A 17,113-nucleotide genomic window follows, 5' to 3' on the forward strand; every position below is an offset into this window, starting at 1 on the left:
AGACGGCCGCCGCCGCTTCGATGACGCGGGCGAGGGGTTTGTTCGCCAGCACTTTCAGGATGCGGGGACGGCATGTCCACGGCGCCCGCCCCTTGATTCGGATCGCGAGGCCCGCCCTGCGCGCCACGGGCCCGTAAACCTCCGGTGTGAGCCAGTGCCTGAGAGCGGTGGCCGGGCGATGCCCTAGGAGCACTTCCACCACAAGAATGACAATCGACCCGATCAGCGAGGTCCCTTTCGGCGCATCGGGCGGAAGCTCGGCGTCGAGCTGAGGCCCTTCTTCGTCCCACGTGGTCTTGGACGGCTTCCGTGCCGCGACGCACAGACGATCCCACGGACGCTCCGGAGTCGTGTGGGGAAAGGAGCCTGGAATGCGTTCTTCGGGAGTCGGCGAAGGCGCGAGCAGCTGGGCGGGCGGACGCCCGACGACGATTGGCCCGGCAAGCTCTTCCGAGCCGGCGGCCTTTGCCCGTCCGGGAGACTTTGCGGAGACGGGGGCTCTCGTTGAGCTGAAAAGCTCAGCCGACTTAGGAGACTCCGTCGAGATGACAGGCTTTCCCCGGTCCGGAACGTTTGCCGGTCCGGGGGACTTTGTGGCGAGGGTGCTCATTGCGGATCCTTGGGTGCTTTCAGGGCTTGGCCGGGCGAAGGAGGTGGGGTGAGGAGGAGAGCGGTCTGCAATTCGCCCCACACGGACGCCGGGTGTGGGACGCGATGCCTGTGTGAGCCGCGACCGGGAAAAGCTCCGCGCCCACCCCGAACAGGCCGACGGTGCGTTTGACCGGGGGAAAGCCGAATCTTCGAGCAAAGGCGACGAAGGCGGTTCTTCTTCCTCGGCGGGCATGGGCAAGCTCCACATAGGAGATCACGAGCCAGGCGCAGGCCAACGTGGCCGCGCTCGCGCAGAAGGCGATGGAGGCCAAGCGGAAATTCGGGCTGCTCAACGGCGTGCCCGTGCCGATTCGCGGGATCGGCGTCGCCCGTGAAACGGCTGCCGTCCACGCGCTGGCAAATCCGCATAAGGTGTAAGCGGTCGGTGAGTGACGCATTTTGAACCTTTTCTAGCCTTAAAAAGTTTGTTTTGTATTCTTATATGTGAATAGTTTGCATTGACTTTTGTTTGAAGTCTGCAAAGTATGCACGGTATGAAACTTGTAGTTCCGCAAGCTAGTTTAGCCCTGTGAACGACTCTCGGAGAGCGGTCGCCGCTGACGTTGAAAGCCGCATTGGTGCGGATATTCGCCGGTATTCCGTGGGGAAAAGGTTGATTTGCGACACGGTGGGGAGGCGACGACTACCCTTGCAGATAGATTATACGCACACGTAGGACAGGATGTCACGTTGATTGTAAGGGACTCTGAGGGTGGGGTTGGAGAGGTGCGCGGAAGGGCAACGGCGGGAGCGACGGCGACGGGGCCGGCCATCGCGCGGCTTTGCGCGATGAGGGCGGTTGTGAATCTGCCCGTCGCCGTCGAGGCGAGACCCGGGGTCGCTCATAAGCTCGGCTTGACCTCGGGTCTGCGCCGTTATGCCGACGGACGGTTTATTGCATGTAGAACGCGTGAAGGGCTCCGCCTGGGAGTTCTGGCTCGGTTGGGCGTGACTTCATAGACGTCGATACCCTGAGTGGACGTACATGCATCAATCTGCAGGCGGTACTAAGGGTTGACCTACGAGATTAGTTGTTGGTTGGTGGGGGATCAGTGACGCGACGACTCGATCTTTTCACGCGTGTTTGCGTATCCACGCGAGATGTATTCGTTTAGCCTGTCGTCTTCGATGCGCCATTGGCCGCGGCCGCCCACTTGGATTGCGGGAAGTTCGCCCGTCTTGATCAACGTGCGGACTTGGCCGACGGAAACGTTTAGATATTCAGCAACATCTGCAATAGTTAGAAACTTAGCCATAGATACATTGTGACATAGTTTTGCTCCGAATGGGAGTTATCCACAATGGTGTGGATAACTATTTCAGGGCAATCGCCGTTTTTGCGATGATAGACGCATTCACATGAGAAAGGAAATCGAAAATGACGACACGATGGCGCGATCCGCGATTGGGGGTCGGATTTCTTCCTTGTTGCGTTTTCGGGGATGGGCGGCGCATTCGGGTTGTCTGGCCCGGAGAAAGTCCCGGTTTGCCGGGCTCGTTTGACAATCACCTCCGGGACTGCGATTTCTAAGGCTGATCTTGACGTTATGAAGATTGATGAAGCGTTGGCCGCGTCGTATGTGGGGCCTTCCACAAAATAGGGTGTCGGAAAATCGGTCGAGGAGGGAGGGCTTCTGGCGAAGGGTCGCATCGATCGGAGCTAAGAGGCGCAGCGAAAAGGGCAGAATGAGGTTCCTTGTTCCCCTGATGTCTCTGATTCCGGCCTCCGCGGCGCCTGCACTGCGCGTCAAACTCTGATGCGTTGCGCACCGGCGTGGAGGCGGGCCCGCATTTGACGGGGGCGGTCGTCGTCGATCGTGCTGCGCCGAACGATCCGATACGTGGAAGCCGAACGATTCGATATGTGGAAGCCGAGCGATTCGATACGTGGACGGCGGCAGGGGAGACGACGATGGAAATGCCGTGACGAGTTGCGTTCTGGTGGAGTGCGCAGACGTTCCTTTGTGCGTCGGCCAAGCCAACCCCGTTGGCGTCAGACGTTTGATGGAGGCCGGCGAGGTTGCGGAAGAAAGTCGTTTGCGGCGAATGAAGCGGCTCTTTCCGCTTCGAAAACAGAGGCAGGGGAATGCTTCTGATGCGAGTGGCCGCACTCGGGCGCTTCAGGGCGAGCACGTTCCGAGATGGCAGATAGACATCCATCGAGTCTCAGAAACAATCGTTGAAAAAGAAACGCCGTACGAGGGCGCTTCGAGATATTATTCGCCATGTGTCGTTAGTATGGCGCCGTGAGAATCTATATTCCTGCGACGGGCGTGGACATCGGGCGAGACGCTCTCCTTCCCCGAACCGTGCACGCCGTCACCGACGAGTTGCGGGACCTTCTTCCGGGCGACGTCGAGGAAGTGCTTGAAGCCGTCGCCATGAATGCCGCGACCGACGAGTCGTTGCGCGTGTTGGCGGCGTTGGCGGCCAGCGGGGAAACCGTCTATCCCCTTCGAGTGGTGATAGCCGCCGAAATCGAAGAGAAAAAGACGGCTCACATCGAGGGGGACGATATCCTCCCGACCGCCTTGCAGCTTGTTGAACCGGTCGGATGGGAGGACGTCGTTTCTTTTCACGTCGACGATGCAGAGGCCGCCAACGACGTCGTCCTCGCCATCGGCGGCGACGCAGCCGCGCTTGAGCGCGTGACGGACGACGAAGACCTCATGTGGTTTGACGTCGAGGAACGAGGCCGGCTTATCGAGTACTTCGGCTGAATCGGATCGGCTGGGTCTAAGCCCGGCAACTGAGCCGCCGAAGATGCGCTGCCCCGGAAAAGTCGTTTGGCAGACCTGTGCCCAATGGGCGCGGCGCTGGGCCGATTGGGCCCGGACGCGCGAACCGTCTGCGGACGAGGCGCCGAGTCGGCCGCGCCCAAGTTGAGATCCTGCCCCTAGCGGTAAGAACCCAAATGCCAGACGCTGAGACTGCGGGCTTTGGCCTCGCCTCCCGCGGCGAAAAGCGACACCTTGTCCGCGCCAGCAGCGGGGTAGACCGTTTCGGTGAGGACAAGCTTGCCATCGTCGGCGAATACCTCGACGGACGAGGAGTCGACGATCACCCGCAAATGGACGAGGCCGTCTTTTCCGGGTTTGAAATCCGCGACGCTCCGCCCCGGGAAGGCGGGAGAGAATCCGACTTCGCCGGAGTTCGATCGATCGACGAAAATCTGCTCCTTCGCCGCGTCATAGCCGATTCTCGTTCCCGGCGTTTTGCCGCGGGCGTCTTGCGTGGCGTCTCCCAAGACGGAAATTCCGCTCTCCTTCGCCTTGAGGGGATCCAGGGTCAGAGAGATGTCAAGGGATTTCCCTGAGGCTGCCGCGTCGAGCGGCGTCGTGCCCTGCTCGATCGTCACGTCGGACTTCTTGAATTCACTTCCGGCCCGCAGCGAATTGAGGGACGAAACGGGGGCAAACACGAGGCGTTCCTTGCCGTTTGCCTTGCGGAGCTTGAGCTCGCGCACGGTGCTCATGGCCGAGCGCCATGTTTTCGTGGGAACTTCCTTCGCATACGTCCAATTCGACATCCAGCCGATGGCGTAGCGTTTGCCGTCGGGGGCACCTTCCCACGTGACAGAAGCATAGTAATCGTGTCCGTAGTCGACTTTCGGCACGGACTCGTTGAATGCGGGCGTGTCGGAGAGCACGATCTGGTCGACCGTGAGGTGGCCCCAGTGACTCGAGGTGTTCTTGTCCTCTATGACGACGCGGGCTTTCTTTCCCCGCCACTTCTTCAGATCGAGGCTCTGCCAGAACATCTTTGCGCTGTCGTTGCCCGTCGCGGTGGCGACCACCTTGCCCTCGACGACGACGTTGACCGACGTGTGCTGGGATCCTTCCACCGAACTGTAGGGGTGGCTTCCGCCGCCGATGAGCATATTGAGGCGATTGGCGTTGATCGTGAACTCGGGGGACGTCAGAGTTCCCGTGTCGGAATCGCCCGATCCGTAGCTGTTGACGTATCCCGAGCCGACGTACCCGGAAATGTCGCCGCCTGTCGCATGCGAAGGCCCGTTTCCGAAGGCCGAGCCCGACGCCGTCCACGAGCCGTACCCGTCGTCTTCGAAATCCGCAAGAGTCTTGCCCTCCTTGCCGGTGTAGACGCCGGAGGAGGCGGCCTTGAACGTCTTGCCGTCCCAGTCGCCTACGAAATACTGGGCGGAAGGGGACGTGTTGACCGTGAGGACCCATCGGGTCTTGTCGTTTTCGCCCTCGACCTTCATGGGGAAGATATCGGGGCACTCCCAAACGGAAGAGACGTCTCCGACCGGCCCGAAATCGGACTCAAACTTCCAGTCCTTCAGGTTGGGCGACGAGTAGAAAGAGACCTTGTGCTCGTCGGCCTTGACCAAGACCATCGTCCAGCGTTTCGCCTTCTCGTCCCAGAAAACCTTGGGGTCTCGGAAGCTCTTCGATTTGACGTCCAAGACGGGGGCTCCGCCGTTGTGAAGGTTCCATGTTCGGCCGTTGTCCGTGGAATAGGCCAGCGATTGCGACTGGATGCCGCTCGCGTTGTCGTTGCGCGTCCAAATCGCGACCATGGGGGGATTGTCCGAGGTCCCGAATCCCGACGTGTTGCGGGCGTCGACGACGGCGGATCCGGAGAAGACGCCGTACTGGTCGGTTCCGGGTATGGCGACTCCCTGTTCTTTCCAATGCACGAGGTCGCTGGATACGGCGTGCCCCCACGACATGTTCCCCCAGTCCGCCCCCTTCGGGTTGTACTGGTAGAAAAGGTGGTACTCGCCCTTGTGGTAGACGAGCCCGTTGGGATCGTTCATCCAGTTGCCCTTGGGCGTGTAGTGGGCGAGGGGGCGCCACGGATCGTTTGCGTCCACGGGAGGGGAGACGACGGTGGAGTTTGCGGGGGTCTGGGCGCTTGCGGCCTCCGGGTTGGGCGAGGCGGAAGCCCCCGCCGACGGCGTCGAGCCCGACCGGTTCGAAGACCCCTCGGCTTGTCCGGTCTGTACCCGGGAAGACGATGTCGCGGAAGCGGGACGGGAGGAGCCCTCGCTTGAAAAACATCCTGCGCTCGTGAACGGAAGCAAGAAGGCGGCCGCGAGCGACAGGGCGGCGCGCGGCTCTTTTTTAAAAGATCTCACAACTTGTTCTTCCCAGGTAGTTGTTATGGACGTTTCTACATTAGTACTCGCGGGCGAATTGGGAAAGGGGCCGGATTGAGCGAAAAGCCAAACTCTCCGGGAAGCGTCCGTGAGGACAGGGCGTGAAGGCGCCGCCGCCGGACGACGGACCCGGGGCGCCGGGGCGGACGAAGCGCGGTTTCCCCGGGAGAGCGCGAGTTTGCGCATCCCGCGAGGCGAAAGAAGCGGGGCTCTCCCGCGTGAGCCGCCGATTGCCCGCCGCGCGCAGGCCCGTGGACCAGCGCGCCCCGCGCCTGCAGTGACAATGGACACTTCAGCAGCGGACCTCCACGCCTGACGAGCCGTTGCCCACGGGCCTGACCGTCACGCGTTCGGCGATCATCTTTTTCATCTCGGCGACGTGGCTGACCAGGCCGACTGCCCGTCCGTCCCTTGCAAGGCCCGTGAGCGTCGACATCACGAGCCCGAGGGTGTCCTCGTCAAGGGAGCCGAATCCCTCGTCGATGAGCAGGGTTTCGATTGCTATTCCGCCATTTTCAGCGCGGACGACGTCGGCGAGGGCGAGCGCGAGGGCAAGCGAGACGTAGAAAGTCTCGCCTCCTGAAAGGCTGCGGGGAGACCGTCTGGCGGCGCCGTCGGTCTCCCCGTCGCGGTCGATGACCGTCACGGAGAGACCGGTTTTGATCTCGCGCGAGCCGCGTTCCTTTTCGTCGCTGCGGGCGAGTTGGTACCTGCCGAGGGAAATGTCGGCGAGCCGCTCGTTGGCGCGGTCGAGGATCTGCTCGAACCTGTGGCGCACGACGAAAGTCGCGAGCGGAATCTTCGTGATCGAATCGCTTCCGGCGTTGGCGAGATTGGCCAAGCGCACGACGGGACCCGCCGAGCTCTGCAGCCTGGCCCACGCCTTTTCCCTTTCGGAGACGACGTCGAGCTGGGCCTGCGCCCCGAGACTGCGCGCGTTCGCCACCGCGGCCCTCCTTTGGGCGGCTCTGGAGATTTCGGCGGACTCCTCGGCGAGGCGGGCGGTTCCTTCGACGTCGGGCGCCTCTTCTCCCGTCAGCTCGGCGATTTCAGGCGCGGCAAGGTCACGGGCGACGTCGTGGGAGGCCTGCCGATGCTCGGCCACTCGGGCTTTCGCGGCGTCGACGGCCTCACGCGGCATGAACGCCTTGCGCGCAGCTGTGGCATCCGCGAATCCCGCCTCCGACAAGGCTGCGGACAATTCCGCCTCCCGCGCGTCGAGCTGCCCTCGTGCGCCGAGCAGTTCCCGCACGGCCTCGACCAGGCGACGCTGGGAGTTCCCCCGCTCGACATGTGCTTTCAGCCTCTCGGATATCGTTTCGTAGCCCGCCAGTTCGGGGCCGATTCTGGCCTGCGCCCGTTCGACGGCAGCATCGAGGCCGGCGATTTTGGCTTCGGCGGCCGCCTGTTCGCTTTGGGCGGCGGAAAGGGACGCTCCTGCGGCCTCGAAGCGCTCTCGCAGGCCTTTCAGCTCGCCCCTGCTTGCCCCGGCTTTGCGTTGCGCGCGACGGGCCGACGCGAGCTCGGAGCCGGTCCGTTTGAGCGCCGAGGCGACGGACTCTCGCGTGAGGCCCTTCAGATCCGCTTCGGCGGCCGCGATCTCGGCCTGGGCCCGCACGGCGCGTTTTTCCGCCTCGGCGAGCATCCCCCGGGCTGCTGCTGCCGCCTCTTCCGCGTCCTCGACGTCTTCCCGAGTCGCTTTGACGCTCGAAGGCGGCGCGGGAGCGGGATGCTCGGTCGAACCGCAGACCGGGCAGGCCTCGCCCTTGGAAAGCCCGCCCGCGATGATCGCCGACATCGAAGCCGTCCACGCGAGCGTCTGTTCGTCGCGCAGCAGACGGGCCTCCTCGAACGCTGCGGCGGTCTGCGCGACGGCCGCATTCGCCTTCTCCGACGCGGAGCGCGCACGGTCCAGATCGGCGAAGTGCGCCGCAGCCTTTGTGAGCGACTCGGCTTCCAATTCCAGGCTCTCGATGCGCGAAGCCTCCGCCTCTTCGGCGGCCAGCCTTTCCTCGACCTGAAGGATCGTCTGCGGCAGCGCGGCGGACTGCGCCCGTGCGGCCCCGACTTTCTCCTGTGCGCGCCGGAGGGCCTCGTGCGCAGCGGTCCGTTCCCGTCGCGAGGATGCGAGGTCCTTTTCCACGGCGGCCAGCTCTGTGAGACGGCCGGTGAGGGAGGTCATGGCCTCAAGGAGCTCGGTCTGCGACTCCAGGGTCGCCGCGTCGACGTCGCGCGGCGAACGATCCGAGGCGTCGAGGAGCGCAAAGCGCCGTTCGGCCTGGCCGAGCTCGGCCTTCGCCCTGTCGAGGGCCGCCAGGAAAGGGGCGACGCCGGCGGCGAGGGCGTGGGCTGAGAGAGATTCGTCGAGCCCGTCGATCTCGGATTCTTCCGCGCGCAAGCGGTCACGGCAGGCCAGAAGCCGCGAGCGTTTCTGAAGGCGGGAGGCGAGCTCGGCCGCCTCCTGCGCCGCAACGGCTCGCTCGCGGGCTCGCTTCGACGCGAGCGCGGACTCTTCTTCCGCTGACTCGCTTTCTTCTTTGGCTCGGAGCACGGCGGCTGCGGCGAGCGCCGCCGTCCGGACCGCGTCTGCCGGATCCCCGGCGGCGTTCACGGCTTCCGTCAGCTCGGCCTTTGCCTCGCCTTCGAGACTGAGAGCCGTTGCCAAGCTTTCGACGGACGACGCCCATTCCCCGCGGGCCGAATCGACTTTTGACTGCGCCGCCGAGGCCCTTTCCTTGAGCAGTTCGGCGACCCGCCTATAGGCGGACGTGTCGAAGACCTGCTCCAGCAAAGCGGTGCGCTTGGTCGAATCCAATGTGAGGAAGTCGGCGAACTTCCCTTGGGGGAGCACGATCGTTTGAAGGAACTGTTCGCGGCTGAGTCCCACGAGGCGCGCAATTTCAGCGCCGGTTCCCGCGGGCTTGTCCTCCAGCATCTCGCCCGCGTCGAACTGCTGAGCCTCCACCGCGCTTTCGGAGAGCCGCCACAGCTTGGCCGACGCGTTCGTCGGATTTTTGTTTCCGGCCTTGGTCCACTGGGGCGTGCGGCGGACGCGGAAGGTTCCCGCCTCGACGGAAAAGACGAGATCGACAAAAGACTCGCGAGAAGGGCTGGCGTGCGTCGAGCGCATCCTGGCGTCCGTCGAATCCTTCCCTCCGGCGACGCCGCCGTAGAGCGCCCAGACGACGGCGTCGATGATCGTCGACTTTCCCGAGCCCGTGGGCCCCTCCAGCAAGAACAGCCCTCCCGCTGTGAGGGCGTCGAAGTCGATGGAAAATGCGCCCGCAAAGGGGCCGATGCCCGAGACGGCCAGTCGCCTAAGCCTCATTGACGCTCTCCTTTCATGGGAGCTTGCCTTTCACGCCGTTCATGGTTCGCATTTCATCGCCGTTTCCCTTCCAGACGGGCGGCTTCCCACGTCTGCGCGAGGATAGCGCGTTCCTCGTCGGTCAGGTCTCGGTTGCCCGAGGCGGCCATAAAGGAAGAAAGGATGTCGAGGGGTGCCATCGCGGCGATGGAATCGGCCCGCTCCTGCGAGCGAAGGCCGCCCTCGGGCGTGTGGCGGAGCTCGAGGACGTTGTCAAAGGCTCCGTAGATCCGGGCGGCCATATTCGCCGGCCTGCTCGGATCCGTGACGACGATTCGGAAGAAGGCGTCGGTCGGCTCGCGCGGGGCTTGGGCCAAAAGATCCTCGAAGCGGCCGGCCAATGTGCGGACCTCGCGCCACACAGGGGCGGGAACGGTCTCGGTTTCGACCCGATTGCCGTCGATGTGGAGAAGGACCGAGCTTTTCGGCGCGGTTTCGGAAAAAGAGAACGCCACGGGCGATCCGGAGTAGCGCATAGGAGGGTCGCCAGGCCTTCCCACCCGCTGCGGCGAGTGCAGATGGCCGAGCGCCACGTAGGAAAGCGGGCCCGGACCGTCCTCGCCGAGCCTGAAAAGCCCCGACGGGGCGCTGTCGACTCCGCCGACGGAAATGTCCCGCTCGGAGTCGGCCGGTTTTCCGCCCGAGATGAACGCGTGGGCCATGACGATGAACGCCCCGGCGTCCTGCGGGCGCGAGCGGATGTCGGCTGAGACGAGCTTGAGAGCCGCGGCGAGGACGGCTTCGTGAGACCGCCCGAGAGGCTCGGCGCCGCCGTCGCCCGACGTCGGACCGGAAGGCGCCAGTCGCCGTCGTTCGACATCGGGGTCGAGATAGGGAATGGGGTAGACGAAAACCCGGTTGCCGTCCCTTCCGGCGATTTCGACGGGTCTCCCGCATCGGCGGGCGTCTGTGCGGATGTGGACGTTCGGGCGCATGAGCGAGGATCCGAACCCCAAACGCTGAGGCGAATCGTGGTTTCCGGACGTGAGGACGACCGTCGTCAGCTCGGCGAGCTCGGCCAGCGTGCGGTCGAAGAGCTCGACTGCAGACGTCGGCGGCACGGCGCGATCGTAAACGTCGCCCGAAATGAGGACGGCGTCGATCCGACGTTCTTTGACCAGGTCGACGACGTGGCGGCTCCACATCTCGAAGGCGGGCGAGAGGTCCGCCCGGTGGAAGCTGCGGCCTAAATGCCAATCAGACGTGTGCAGAACGAGCATGGAGTCAACCTATCGGGGACCTCCGACGCTTTTCGGGCGGGCTCTTCGAGCTGCCCGGACCGCCGGAGCGTGGATGGCCCGCTTCGGCGCGTCAAGGGGCGGCAGGAGGGCGTTTCAAGGGGCTGAACGGACTTTCAAGCCTCGGAGTTGCCCTGGGCGTTGACCGGCGGGAGCGCGCTCCAAGGGAAGGCTATCCAGCGGTCCGTCCGCTTCCAGACGTATTCGCATTTGAGGACGGTTCGGGGCTTCTCATAGAGGACGGCCGTCCTGATCTCGGAGGCATACTGCTCGCAGATCTCGTGGACGAATTTGAGGGTTCGCCCCGAATCGGCGACGTCGTCGACGATGAGCACCTTTTTCCCGGTCATTCCGTGGTTGTCGGGAACGGGATCGACCAGTCGGGGATCGAGGAGCGTCGTTCCTATTCCCGTGTAGAACTCGACGTTGAGCACGAGCAGGCTCTTGATGTCCAGGGCGTATCCGATGGAGCCCGCAGGAAGGAGGCCGCCCCTGGCGACGCACACGATGATGTCGGGGCGAAAACCCGAATCCCACACGGAGCCGGCCAGGTCGCGGCAGGCTGCCCCGAATTCATCCCAGGTGAGTATTTCGCGCTCGTCGGTCATGCGTCAATTATGCCCGCTTTGGCTCTGTCCGGCTGGCGCGTTGAGGCTCGGCGCGCCTTCGCCCACGGCGTCCTCGTCGCGAATGGACCCCAGTATCTCAAGAACTTCGGGGTGGAGCGCGCCGTTGGTGGCGAGGGCGCAGCCTCCCCACGGGCCGGGTTCGCCGTGCAGCGACGTGAAGGAGCCGCCGGCCTCGGTCACGATGGGAACGAGGGCCGCCATGTCGAACAGCTCCAGCTCCGGCTCGCACGCCAGGTCGACGGCGCCCTCGGCGACAAGCATGAAGCTCCAGAAGTCCCCGTAGGCTCGCGAGCGCCACACGCGCTGGGCGAGGCGGAGAAACGCGCGAAGCTGGCCGCGGTCCGCCCAGCCTTTGAGCGAGGAGTAAGACATCGAGGCCTCCGCCAAATCGGAGACTTCCGAGACGCGGAGCCGACGTGCGCCCACCCAGCTCTTGCCCGTGAACGCGCCGACGCCCTTGGCCGCCCACCACCTTCTGCCGAGCGAGGGCGCCGAAACGATGCCCACGACGATCTCGCCTTCTTCTTCCAGCGCCAAAAGCGTTCCCCACACGGGGACCCCGCGGGCGAAGTTCTTCGTTCCGTCGATGGGGTCGATGATCCAACGCCTGGCCGAACGCAGGAGAATTCCGCCGTGCTCCTCGCCGTAGATGGCGTCTCGCGAGCGCGAGCGGCCGAGCATGGCCCGGATGATTCGCTCCGCCTCCCTGTCGACGTCGATCGCGGGGGAAAGGCCCTCCTCCGTCCGGGCGGAAAAGTCTTCGGCCTGAAAGCGGCGAAGCGTCACGGAGTCTACGCGGTCGATGATCGAGCTCGCGAAGGCGAGGTCGTCGTTGACGCGGGTGAGGGACATTCTCAGCTCCAATCCTCGGTGCAGGCGGCCAAGAGCCGGCGGAAAGAGGCCGTTCGTGCAATGAGCCTCAGATCCGTCTGCTCGGACAGCGCGCATTCCGGGGAATCCCATCCGTGCTCGCAACCGCGTGGGCAGTTCTCGGCGATCGCGGCGAGGTCGGTGAATCCCCTGAGAACATCCTGCGGCGAGACATGGGCCAAACCGAAGCTGCGCACCCCCGGCGTGTCGATGATCCTCCCTCCGCCGGGCAGGGCGAGCGAGACCGCCGACGTCGACGTGTGCCGCCCTTTTCCGGTGACCGCGTTCACCTCTCCCGTCGCCCGATCGGCGTCCGGCACCAAAGCGTTGATGAGGGTCGATTTTCCGACTCCCGAATGGCCGACCAGCACCGTTTCGACGCCTGCGAGCGCCTTTCGAAGGGCCTCCAGCCCGCTGGCCTCGGCGTCGCCCTCCAGCCCGCTGGCCTCGGCGTCTCCTTCCTCCAGCCCGCTGACCTCGGCGTCGTCCTCCTCGAGCCTGCGAGCCTCCAAGACTTTGCGGGACCCCAGGTCGACGACGACGGCGCGCAGACCCAGCGCCCCGTAAGAATCGAGGAGCCGGTCCGGGGAGGCGAGGTCGGCCTTGGTCAGCACCAGCAGCGGCTCCATCCCGGCGTCGTAGGCGGCGACGAGGCAGCGGTCGATCATTCCGGTTTTCGGCGGCGGGTCGGCCAGGGCCGTGACGATCGCGAGCTGCTGGGCGTTGGCGACGATGCATCGCTCGCGGCCGTTTCCCTCCTCGGTGCTGCGCAGAAGCCGGGAGGTGCGGTCCTCGACCGAGACGATGCGGGCCAGGGTGTCCTTTTTCCCCGAAACGTCGCCCGTCACCCGCACTCGATCGCCGACGACGACGGAGCCGCGGCCCAGCTCGCGCGCCTTGACCGCGGTGACGGCGAGGCCCTCGGCGAGCGCGAGGCGATAGCGGCCGCGATCGACGCCCACAACCTCCGCTGTGCTGGCCGACGAATAGTCGGGGCGGATCTTGGTGCGGGGCCGCGACCCCTTGCCGGGGCGGACCCTCACGCGCGGGTCGTCGGTGCCGATGTCCCGCCTCATGCCTTGAGCCCGGCGTGTCCGAAGATGTCGCCGAGCGGGGCGGGTGCGACGTCCTCGGCGCCCGCCGCGAGGTCTTCCCACATGTCGACGAATTGGGGGAATGTTTTGGCGGTCGTCTCGATGTTCGCAACTCTCAGGCCGGGAATGCGCAGCCCGAGGATCGCCCCGAAGGTGGCCATGCGATGGTCGGCGTAGGTCTCGATCGTCGCGGGCCTCGGCGGGCCCGGCTCGATGAGAAGGTCGTCGCCTTCGATTTGCGCCTTCGCGCCGACCTTCGTCAATTCTGCGACGAGGGCCGCCAGACGGTCGGTTTCGTGGCCCCTGAGCTGGCCGATGTTGCGCAGAGCAGACGGGCCGTCGGCGAAGGCTGCGACCGCGGCGACCGCGGGCACAAGCTCGCCGACGTCGTGCATGTCCGCGTCAATGGGGCCGATCGTGGCCGGTCCGCGCAAGGCGAGCCTGCCGTCGGCTGCGCGGGTGCGCGCTCCCATGGCTTCAAAAAGCTCGCGATAGGCCGACCCAGGCTGCCTCGAATCGGGCCAGTCGAGGATTGTCTCGCCGCCCGTCGCCATCGCGGCGGCGAGGAACGGCCCGGCATTCGACAGATCCGGTTCGACCGTGACGTCACCGATCCTCGGGATTCCGGGCTCGACCGTCCATCGCGTGGGCGAACCGGGGAGATCGGCGGGTTCGGCGCCGAGTCCGCCGCGGGCGGCCGATCCGTTGCCCGGAGGCGGTTCGACGGAACGCGAAAGTCCGCCGGACCGGCCGGAACCGTCGATGGCGCGCACTGCGATGCCGGCCTCGCGCAGTACGTCGACGGTCATGGCGATGTGCGGCGCCGAGGGTATTTGCCGGCCCGTGTGGCGTATGTCCAGACCCCTTTCCATTCGCGGCGCCGCAAGCAATAGCGCCGAGACGAATTGCGAAGACCCCGACGCGTCGATCTCGACCGTTCCTCCGGCGACCACTCCCTTTCCCTTGACGGTCATCGGCAGGGCGGCCTGGCCTGAGGCGGACGTTGAATGCGCGATCTGGCCGCCCAGCTGCTCCAGCGCCCGCACGAGCGGGGCGATCGGGCGTGTCCGCGCGGCCTCGTCGCCGTCGAAAACCACGTCCCCCCGCGCAAAGAGGGCGATTGGGGGGACGAAGCGCATGACGGTTCCGGCCAAGCCGACGTTTATGTGCGCGCCCCGCAGCGGGCCGGGCGTGACGACGATCGCGGCGCCGTCGCCTTCGACTCCCGCCCCCATCGCAGCCAGAGCCTGCGCCATCAATGCGGTGTCGCGGGAAATGAGGGGGCGACGTATGACTGCGGGCTCCTCGCCGAGCGCCGCCGCAAGCAGGTACCTGTTCGTCAGCGACTTCGAACCGGGAAGGCTCACGTGTGCGCGGACGGGCCCGGAAGGCTGCGGCGCGGTCCACACGACCAGCGGCTCGGGCGACGACGAGTACTGCGTGGACGGTTGCCGCGGCTCTGACTGCTGTGCCGCCGCGGATGCTTGCTGCGCCGGGAGCGGGTGCGGCGCCCGTGGCTGCGCCGACGCGAAACGTTCACGCGTCATGGCGCGCGGCTTTCCCTGCCTCGAAGGGGACGGCGCCGTCGCTGCCTTCGTCGCTCAATGAGACGGAGCCCATTGCCGTCAAGCTCATTGCGCCCGATTCGCCCGCGCGGCCTTGAGCGCCTCCTTGTGGCGGCGATTGGCCTCGCGGCGCCAGGAGAAGGAAGGCTTGCCGTCCCTGTCGGCCGCGGCGAGAAGGGCGCCGCCGACGAGCCCGGCGGCCCCGAGAAGCCCCGTCAGCTCGGCGAGGCGCTTCTGGCGGTCTTTGCCCTTGCCCGCCCATACTGGATTGTTCGCCAGCGCCACCGGGACTTGCGCGGCCGCGAGGACGGCGCCCGCCGCGCGCGGGAACTTGCCGGCGGCCAGAGCGACTCCCGCGACGGCGAAGACCGCGCCGAGGCTGCGGGTCGCCGAATCCGACGTCGTCTCATCCAGTTCCACGCCGAACTTCGAAGCGACGGGGGCGAGCCGCTGCGCGCGCTCGCGGTGAGCCTTGGGGCGGGCGAGCGCATCGGCGCCTGCCGCGATGAAAGGCGCTGCGAGAAGGGGCCGGGCAACTGCACGTAGAATACTCATGTGTCTATTCCTACAGCATAAAGGCCCTCGTTCGCAGTAATCACGCCGGTTCGAAAGCGCGGATTGCGGGTCGGACGCCGGGCGAGACGAGGGCAGGACGTTAGACGGGGCGCCGGATGGCCGTTGGACATGATGCGGGTTGGCGGCCGCGGACAAGCGCGATTCCCGGGGATGTTGCCGTGCGAGGCGAATCGTGGCGGCCGCAGCGAAAGGACGGCAAACGAACGGAAAAGCCGCCGAGGCCGGCAGGCGGGCGGCAGGCAAGCAGATGCGCCGTGGGCGAACCGGGCGCAGCGACCGGGAATGAAAACCGCCGCGAAGCGTTGCCTTCGATAGCGGGGCCAATCCCGCTACCCTAGGAGACGATGACTACCGAGACGACCACTCCAGAAGCCGAGGGCTCCGACGCCGACCGGGCGGCGGAGTTCGACGTCGCAGGCGAAACGCAGGCCGAAAGGTCGCGTCGCTTCGAACGCGAGGCGCTTCCGTTCCTTGACCAGCTTTACGGCGCAGCCATGAGGCTCACCCGCAATCCGCAGGACGCCGAGGACCTGGTCCAGGAGACGTACGCGAAGGCCTTCGCCGCGTTTCATCAGTACAGGCCCGGCACGAACCTCAAGGCGTGGCTCTACCGCATCCTCAACAACACGTTCATCTCGAACTATCGGAAGGCCCAGCGCCAGCCGAAGCAGGCGGATGTGGCGGAAGTCGAGGACTGGCAGGAGTACGACGCTTCGACCCACGCGTCGAGCGGACTCCAGTCCGCGGAGGCTGAGGCAATCGAGAATCTGCCGGATTCCGAGATACGGGACGCCCTGGCTCAGCTTCCGGAGGATCGCCGCCTCGCGGTTTATCTGGCCGACGTCGAAGGTTTTTCCTATCAGGAGATCTCAGAGGTCATGGACACCCCGATAGGGACGGTCATGTCGCGGCTTCACCGAGGCAGGAGGCAGCTGCGCGATCTGTTGACCGACTATGCGCGGGATCTGGGGTATGGCAAGAAGGAGAAGAAATGAGAAGCGACGAGGAGATAGCGAAGGCCGTCGAGGAGATCTTGAGGGCGAAGTCGGCTCGGGGCTTGCAGGGCGCTGGGGACGGCGGCGTCGAGGATCGGGCTGGCGTCGGCGACGGGCCGGACGGCTTTCGCGACAGGGCCGATAGCCCCGACGACGGGGGCGTCGGCGATCGGCGTGAGGGCCTTGACCGTGGGTCAGGCGGCGACGGCCGCAGGCTGGGCGGCGACGGAGGCGTGCGAGGCGCGGGTGTCGGCGGCCCGTGCGGCGCGCCGGGGAGCTTACTCGAAGGATCGTGCGAAGAGGTGGCCGATCACCTTTTTGAGTTGCTCGACGCTCAAATGCCTCTCGAAGCGGCCGCGCGTCTGCGGCGCCACTGCGAGACGTGCCCCCACTGCTCGGAGCTGACCGAGGCGGAAATCCACGTCCGCGAAATCGTCAAGAGGTCGTGCTGCGCCGAATCGGCGCCCGTCAGCCTTCGCATGCGGGTGACGAACCAGATAGCCGTATACAGATCGACGACGGCGTAAAGCTGCGCTGCAGATTGGCGACGGCGTAAAACGGCCACAGGCCGGCGAAGGCGTAGAGCGTTTGCGGGTGGCGACGGCCTGAAAGCCGCGGTGGTTTTCAGGCCGGGGGCAGGAGTAAAGCGTCTGCGGGTTGGCGAAGGCGTAGCGCTGCGCTGCACAGGGAGGGGCGGCGTAGAACCTCTGGCCGGGGCGCGGACATAGGACAGAGCTCGCTGCCATACTGCGCCCGCGTCGTGGTGTTGTCCCGACACCGTGGACGAGAACCTGGGGCGAAGCCGAGTCCTGGGTAGGCCAGAGGATGCGGACACTGTGGCTTTGAACGTCCGGCTTTGCTGGGCCCGAGTGGAGAATGTGGTTTGCCGCGTTCCTTGGCTGCCGTCGTTATCTGGCGTCGTCGCCCTCGATAACTTCTCTAACTGTTTTCTTTAACTGTTCCGTTTCCTCTTCAGCTGCTCTTCTCGAAGAAGTGCTCGGAA

General features: G+C 65.5%; 15 protein-coding genes. 5 read left to right on the top strand and 10 right to left on the bottom strand.

The genetic code is table 11. The annotated features are described in order from the left end of the window. A partial coding sequence (locus ACO48X_RS06735; RefSeq protein ID WP_485001332.1) for an Rv3235 family protein occupies positions 1-610 on the bottom strand: 610 nt, incomplete at its 3' end. 278 nt (positions 611-888) lie between these two features. On the opposite strand from ACO48X_RS06735, the gene ACO48X_RS06740 reads away from it, so the two are divergent. Further along, positions 889-1,029, top strand: coding sequence for a hypothetical protein (locus ACO48X_RS06740; protein ID WP_485001333.1), 141 nt, complete (start codon positions 889-891; stop codon positions 1,027-1,029). 671 nt (positions 1,030-1,700) lie between these two features. Here the strand turns inward: ACO48X_RS06740 and ACO48X_RS06745 are convergent. After that, the gene (locus ACO48X_RS06745) at positions 1,701-1,907 is read right to left on the bottom strand and encodes a helix-turn-helix domain-containing protein (protein WP_009200062.1); all 207 of its coding nucleotides are present in this window, start codon (positions 1,905-1,907) and stop codon (positions 1,701-1,703) included. Between the two features lie 506 nt (positions 1,908-2,413). On the opposite strand from ACO48X_RS06745, the gene ACO48X_RS06750 reads away from it, so the two are divergent. Further along, positions 2,414-2,578, top strand: coding sequence for a hypothetical protein (locus tag ACO48X_RS06750; protein ID WP_485001334.1), 165 nt, complete (start codon positions 2,414-2,416; stop codon positions 2,576-2,578). A gap of 319 nt (positions 2,579-2,897) precedes the next feature. Continuing rightward, positions 2,898-3,371 carry a DUF6912 family protein gene (locus ACO48X_RS06755; protein ID WP_485001335.1) on the top strand — a complete coding sequence of 158 codons (474 nt, stop codon included), beginning with the start codon at positions 2,898-2,900 and terminating at the stop codon, positions 3,369-3,371. A gap of 176 nt (positions 3,372-3,547) precedes the next feature. Here ACO48X_RS06755 and ACO48X_RS06760 read toward each other — a convergent pair whose 3' ends face one another. The 8 genes from ACO48X_RS06760 to ACO48X_RS06795 form a co-directional block, all read right to left on the bottom strand. After that, the gene (locus ACO48X_RS06760; RefSeq protein ID WP_485001336.1) at positions 3,548-5,755 is read right to left on the bottom strand and encodes a glycoside hydrolase family 32 protein; all 2,208 of its coding nucleotides are present in this window, start codon (positions 5,753-5,755) and stop codon (positions 3,548-3,550) included. 313 nt (positions 5,756-6,068) lie between these two features. After that, entirely contained in the window at positions 6,069-9,104 is a 3,036-nt protein-coding gene (locus ACO48X_RS06765) for an AAA family ATPase (protein ID WP_485001337.1), read from the bottom strand. A gap of 53 nt (positions 9,105-9,157) precedes the next feature. Next, the gene (locus tag ACO48X_RS06770; protein ID WP_485001338.1) at positions 9,158-10,363 is read right to left on the bottom strand and encodes an exonuclease SbcCD subunit D; all 1,206 of its coding nucleotides are present in this window, start codon (positions 10,361-10,363) and stop codon (positions 9,158-9,160) included. Positions 10,364-10,497: 134 nt separating this feature from the next. Next, positions 10,498-10,989, bottom strand: a complete 492-nt coding sequence (locus ACO48X_RS06775) for a phosphoribosyltransferase (protein ID WP_485001339.1) — start codon at positions 10,987-10,989, stop codon at positions 10,498-10,500. 3 nt (positions 10,990-10,992) lie between these two features. Continuing rightward, positions 10,993-11,862, bottom strand: coding sequence for an inositol monophosphatase family protein (locus ACO48X_RS06780; protein ID WP_485001340.1), 870 nt, complete (start codon positions 11,860-11,862; stop codon positions 10,993-10,995). A 2-nt stretch (positions 11,863-11,864) separates the two neighbouring features. Then, complete coding sequence (gene rsgA, locus ACO48X_RS06785; protein WP_485001341.1) at positions 11,865-12,956, bottom strand: ribosome small subunit-dependent GTPase A; 1,092 nt, start codon at positions 12,954-12,956, stop codon at positions 11,865-11,867. Further along, complete coding sequence (locus tag ACO48X_RS06790) at positions 12,953-14,521, bottom strand: 3-phosphoshikimate 1-carboxyvinyltransferase (protein WP_485001342.1); 1,569 nt, start codon at positions 14,519-14,521, stop codon at positions 12,953-12,955. The genes rsgA and ACO48X_RS06790 overlap by 4 nt, the downstream gene beginning before the upstream one ends. An 84-nt stretch (positions 14,522-14,605) precedes the next feature. Further along, positions 14,606-15,094 (bottom strand): DoxX family protein, encoded by a 489-nt coding sequence (locus tag ACO48X_RS06795; RefSeq protein WP_485001343.1) that lies wholly within the window; start codon positions 15,092-15,094, stop codon positions 14,606-14,608. 365 nt (positions 15,095-15,459) lie between these two features. Between ACO48X_RS06795 and ACO48X_RS06800 the strand changes: the two genes are divergently transcribed. After that, positions 15,460-16,110: a sigma-70 family RNA polymerase sigma factor gene (locus tag ACO48X_RS06800; RefSeq protein WP_485001344.1), complete on the top strand. Its 651-nt coding sequence runs from the start codon at positions 15,460-15,462 to the stop codon at positions 16,108-16,110. After that, positions 16,107-16,637: a mycothiol system anti-sigma-R factor gene (rsrA, locus tag ACO48X_RS06805; RefSeq protein WP_485001345.1), complete on the top strand. Its 531-nt coding sequence runs from the start codon at positions 16,107-16,109 to the stop codon at positions 16,635-16,637. The genes ACO48X_RS06800 and rsrA overlap by 4 nt, the downstream gene beginning before the upstream one ends. Positions 16,638-17,113: the final 476 nt, after the last annotated feature.

This window comes from Peptidiphaga sp., assembly GCF_057238965.1.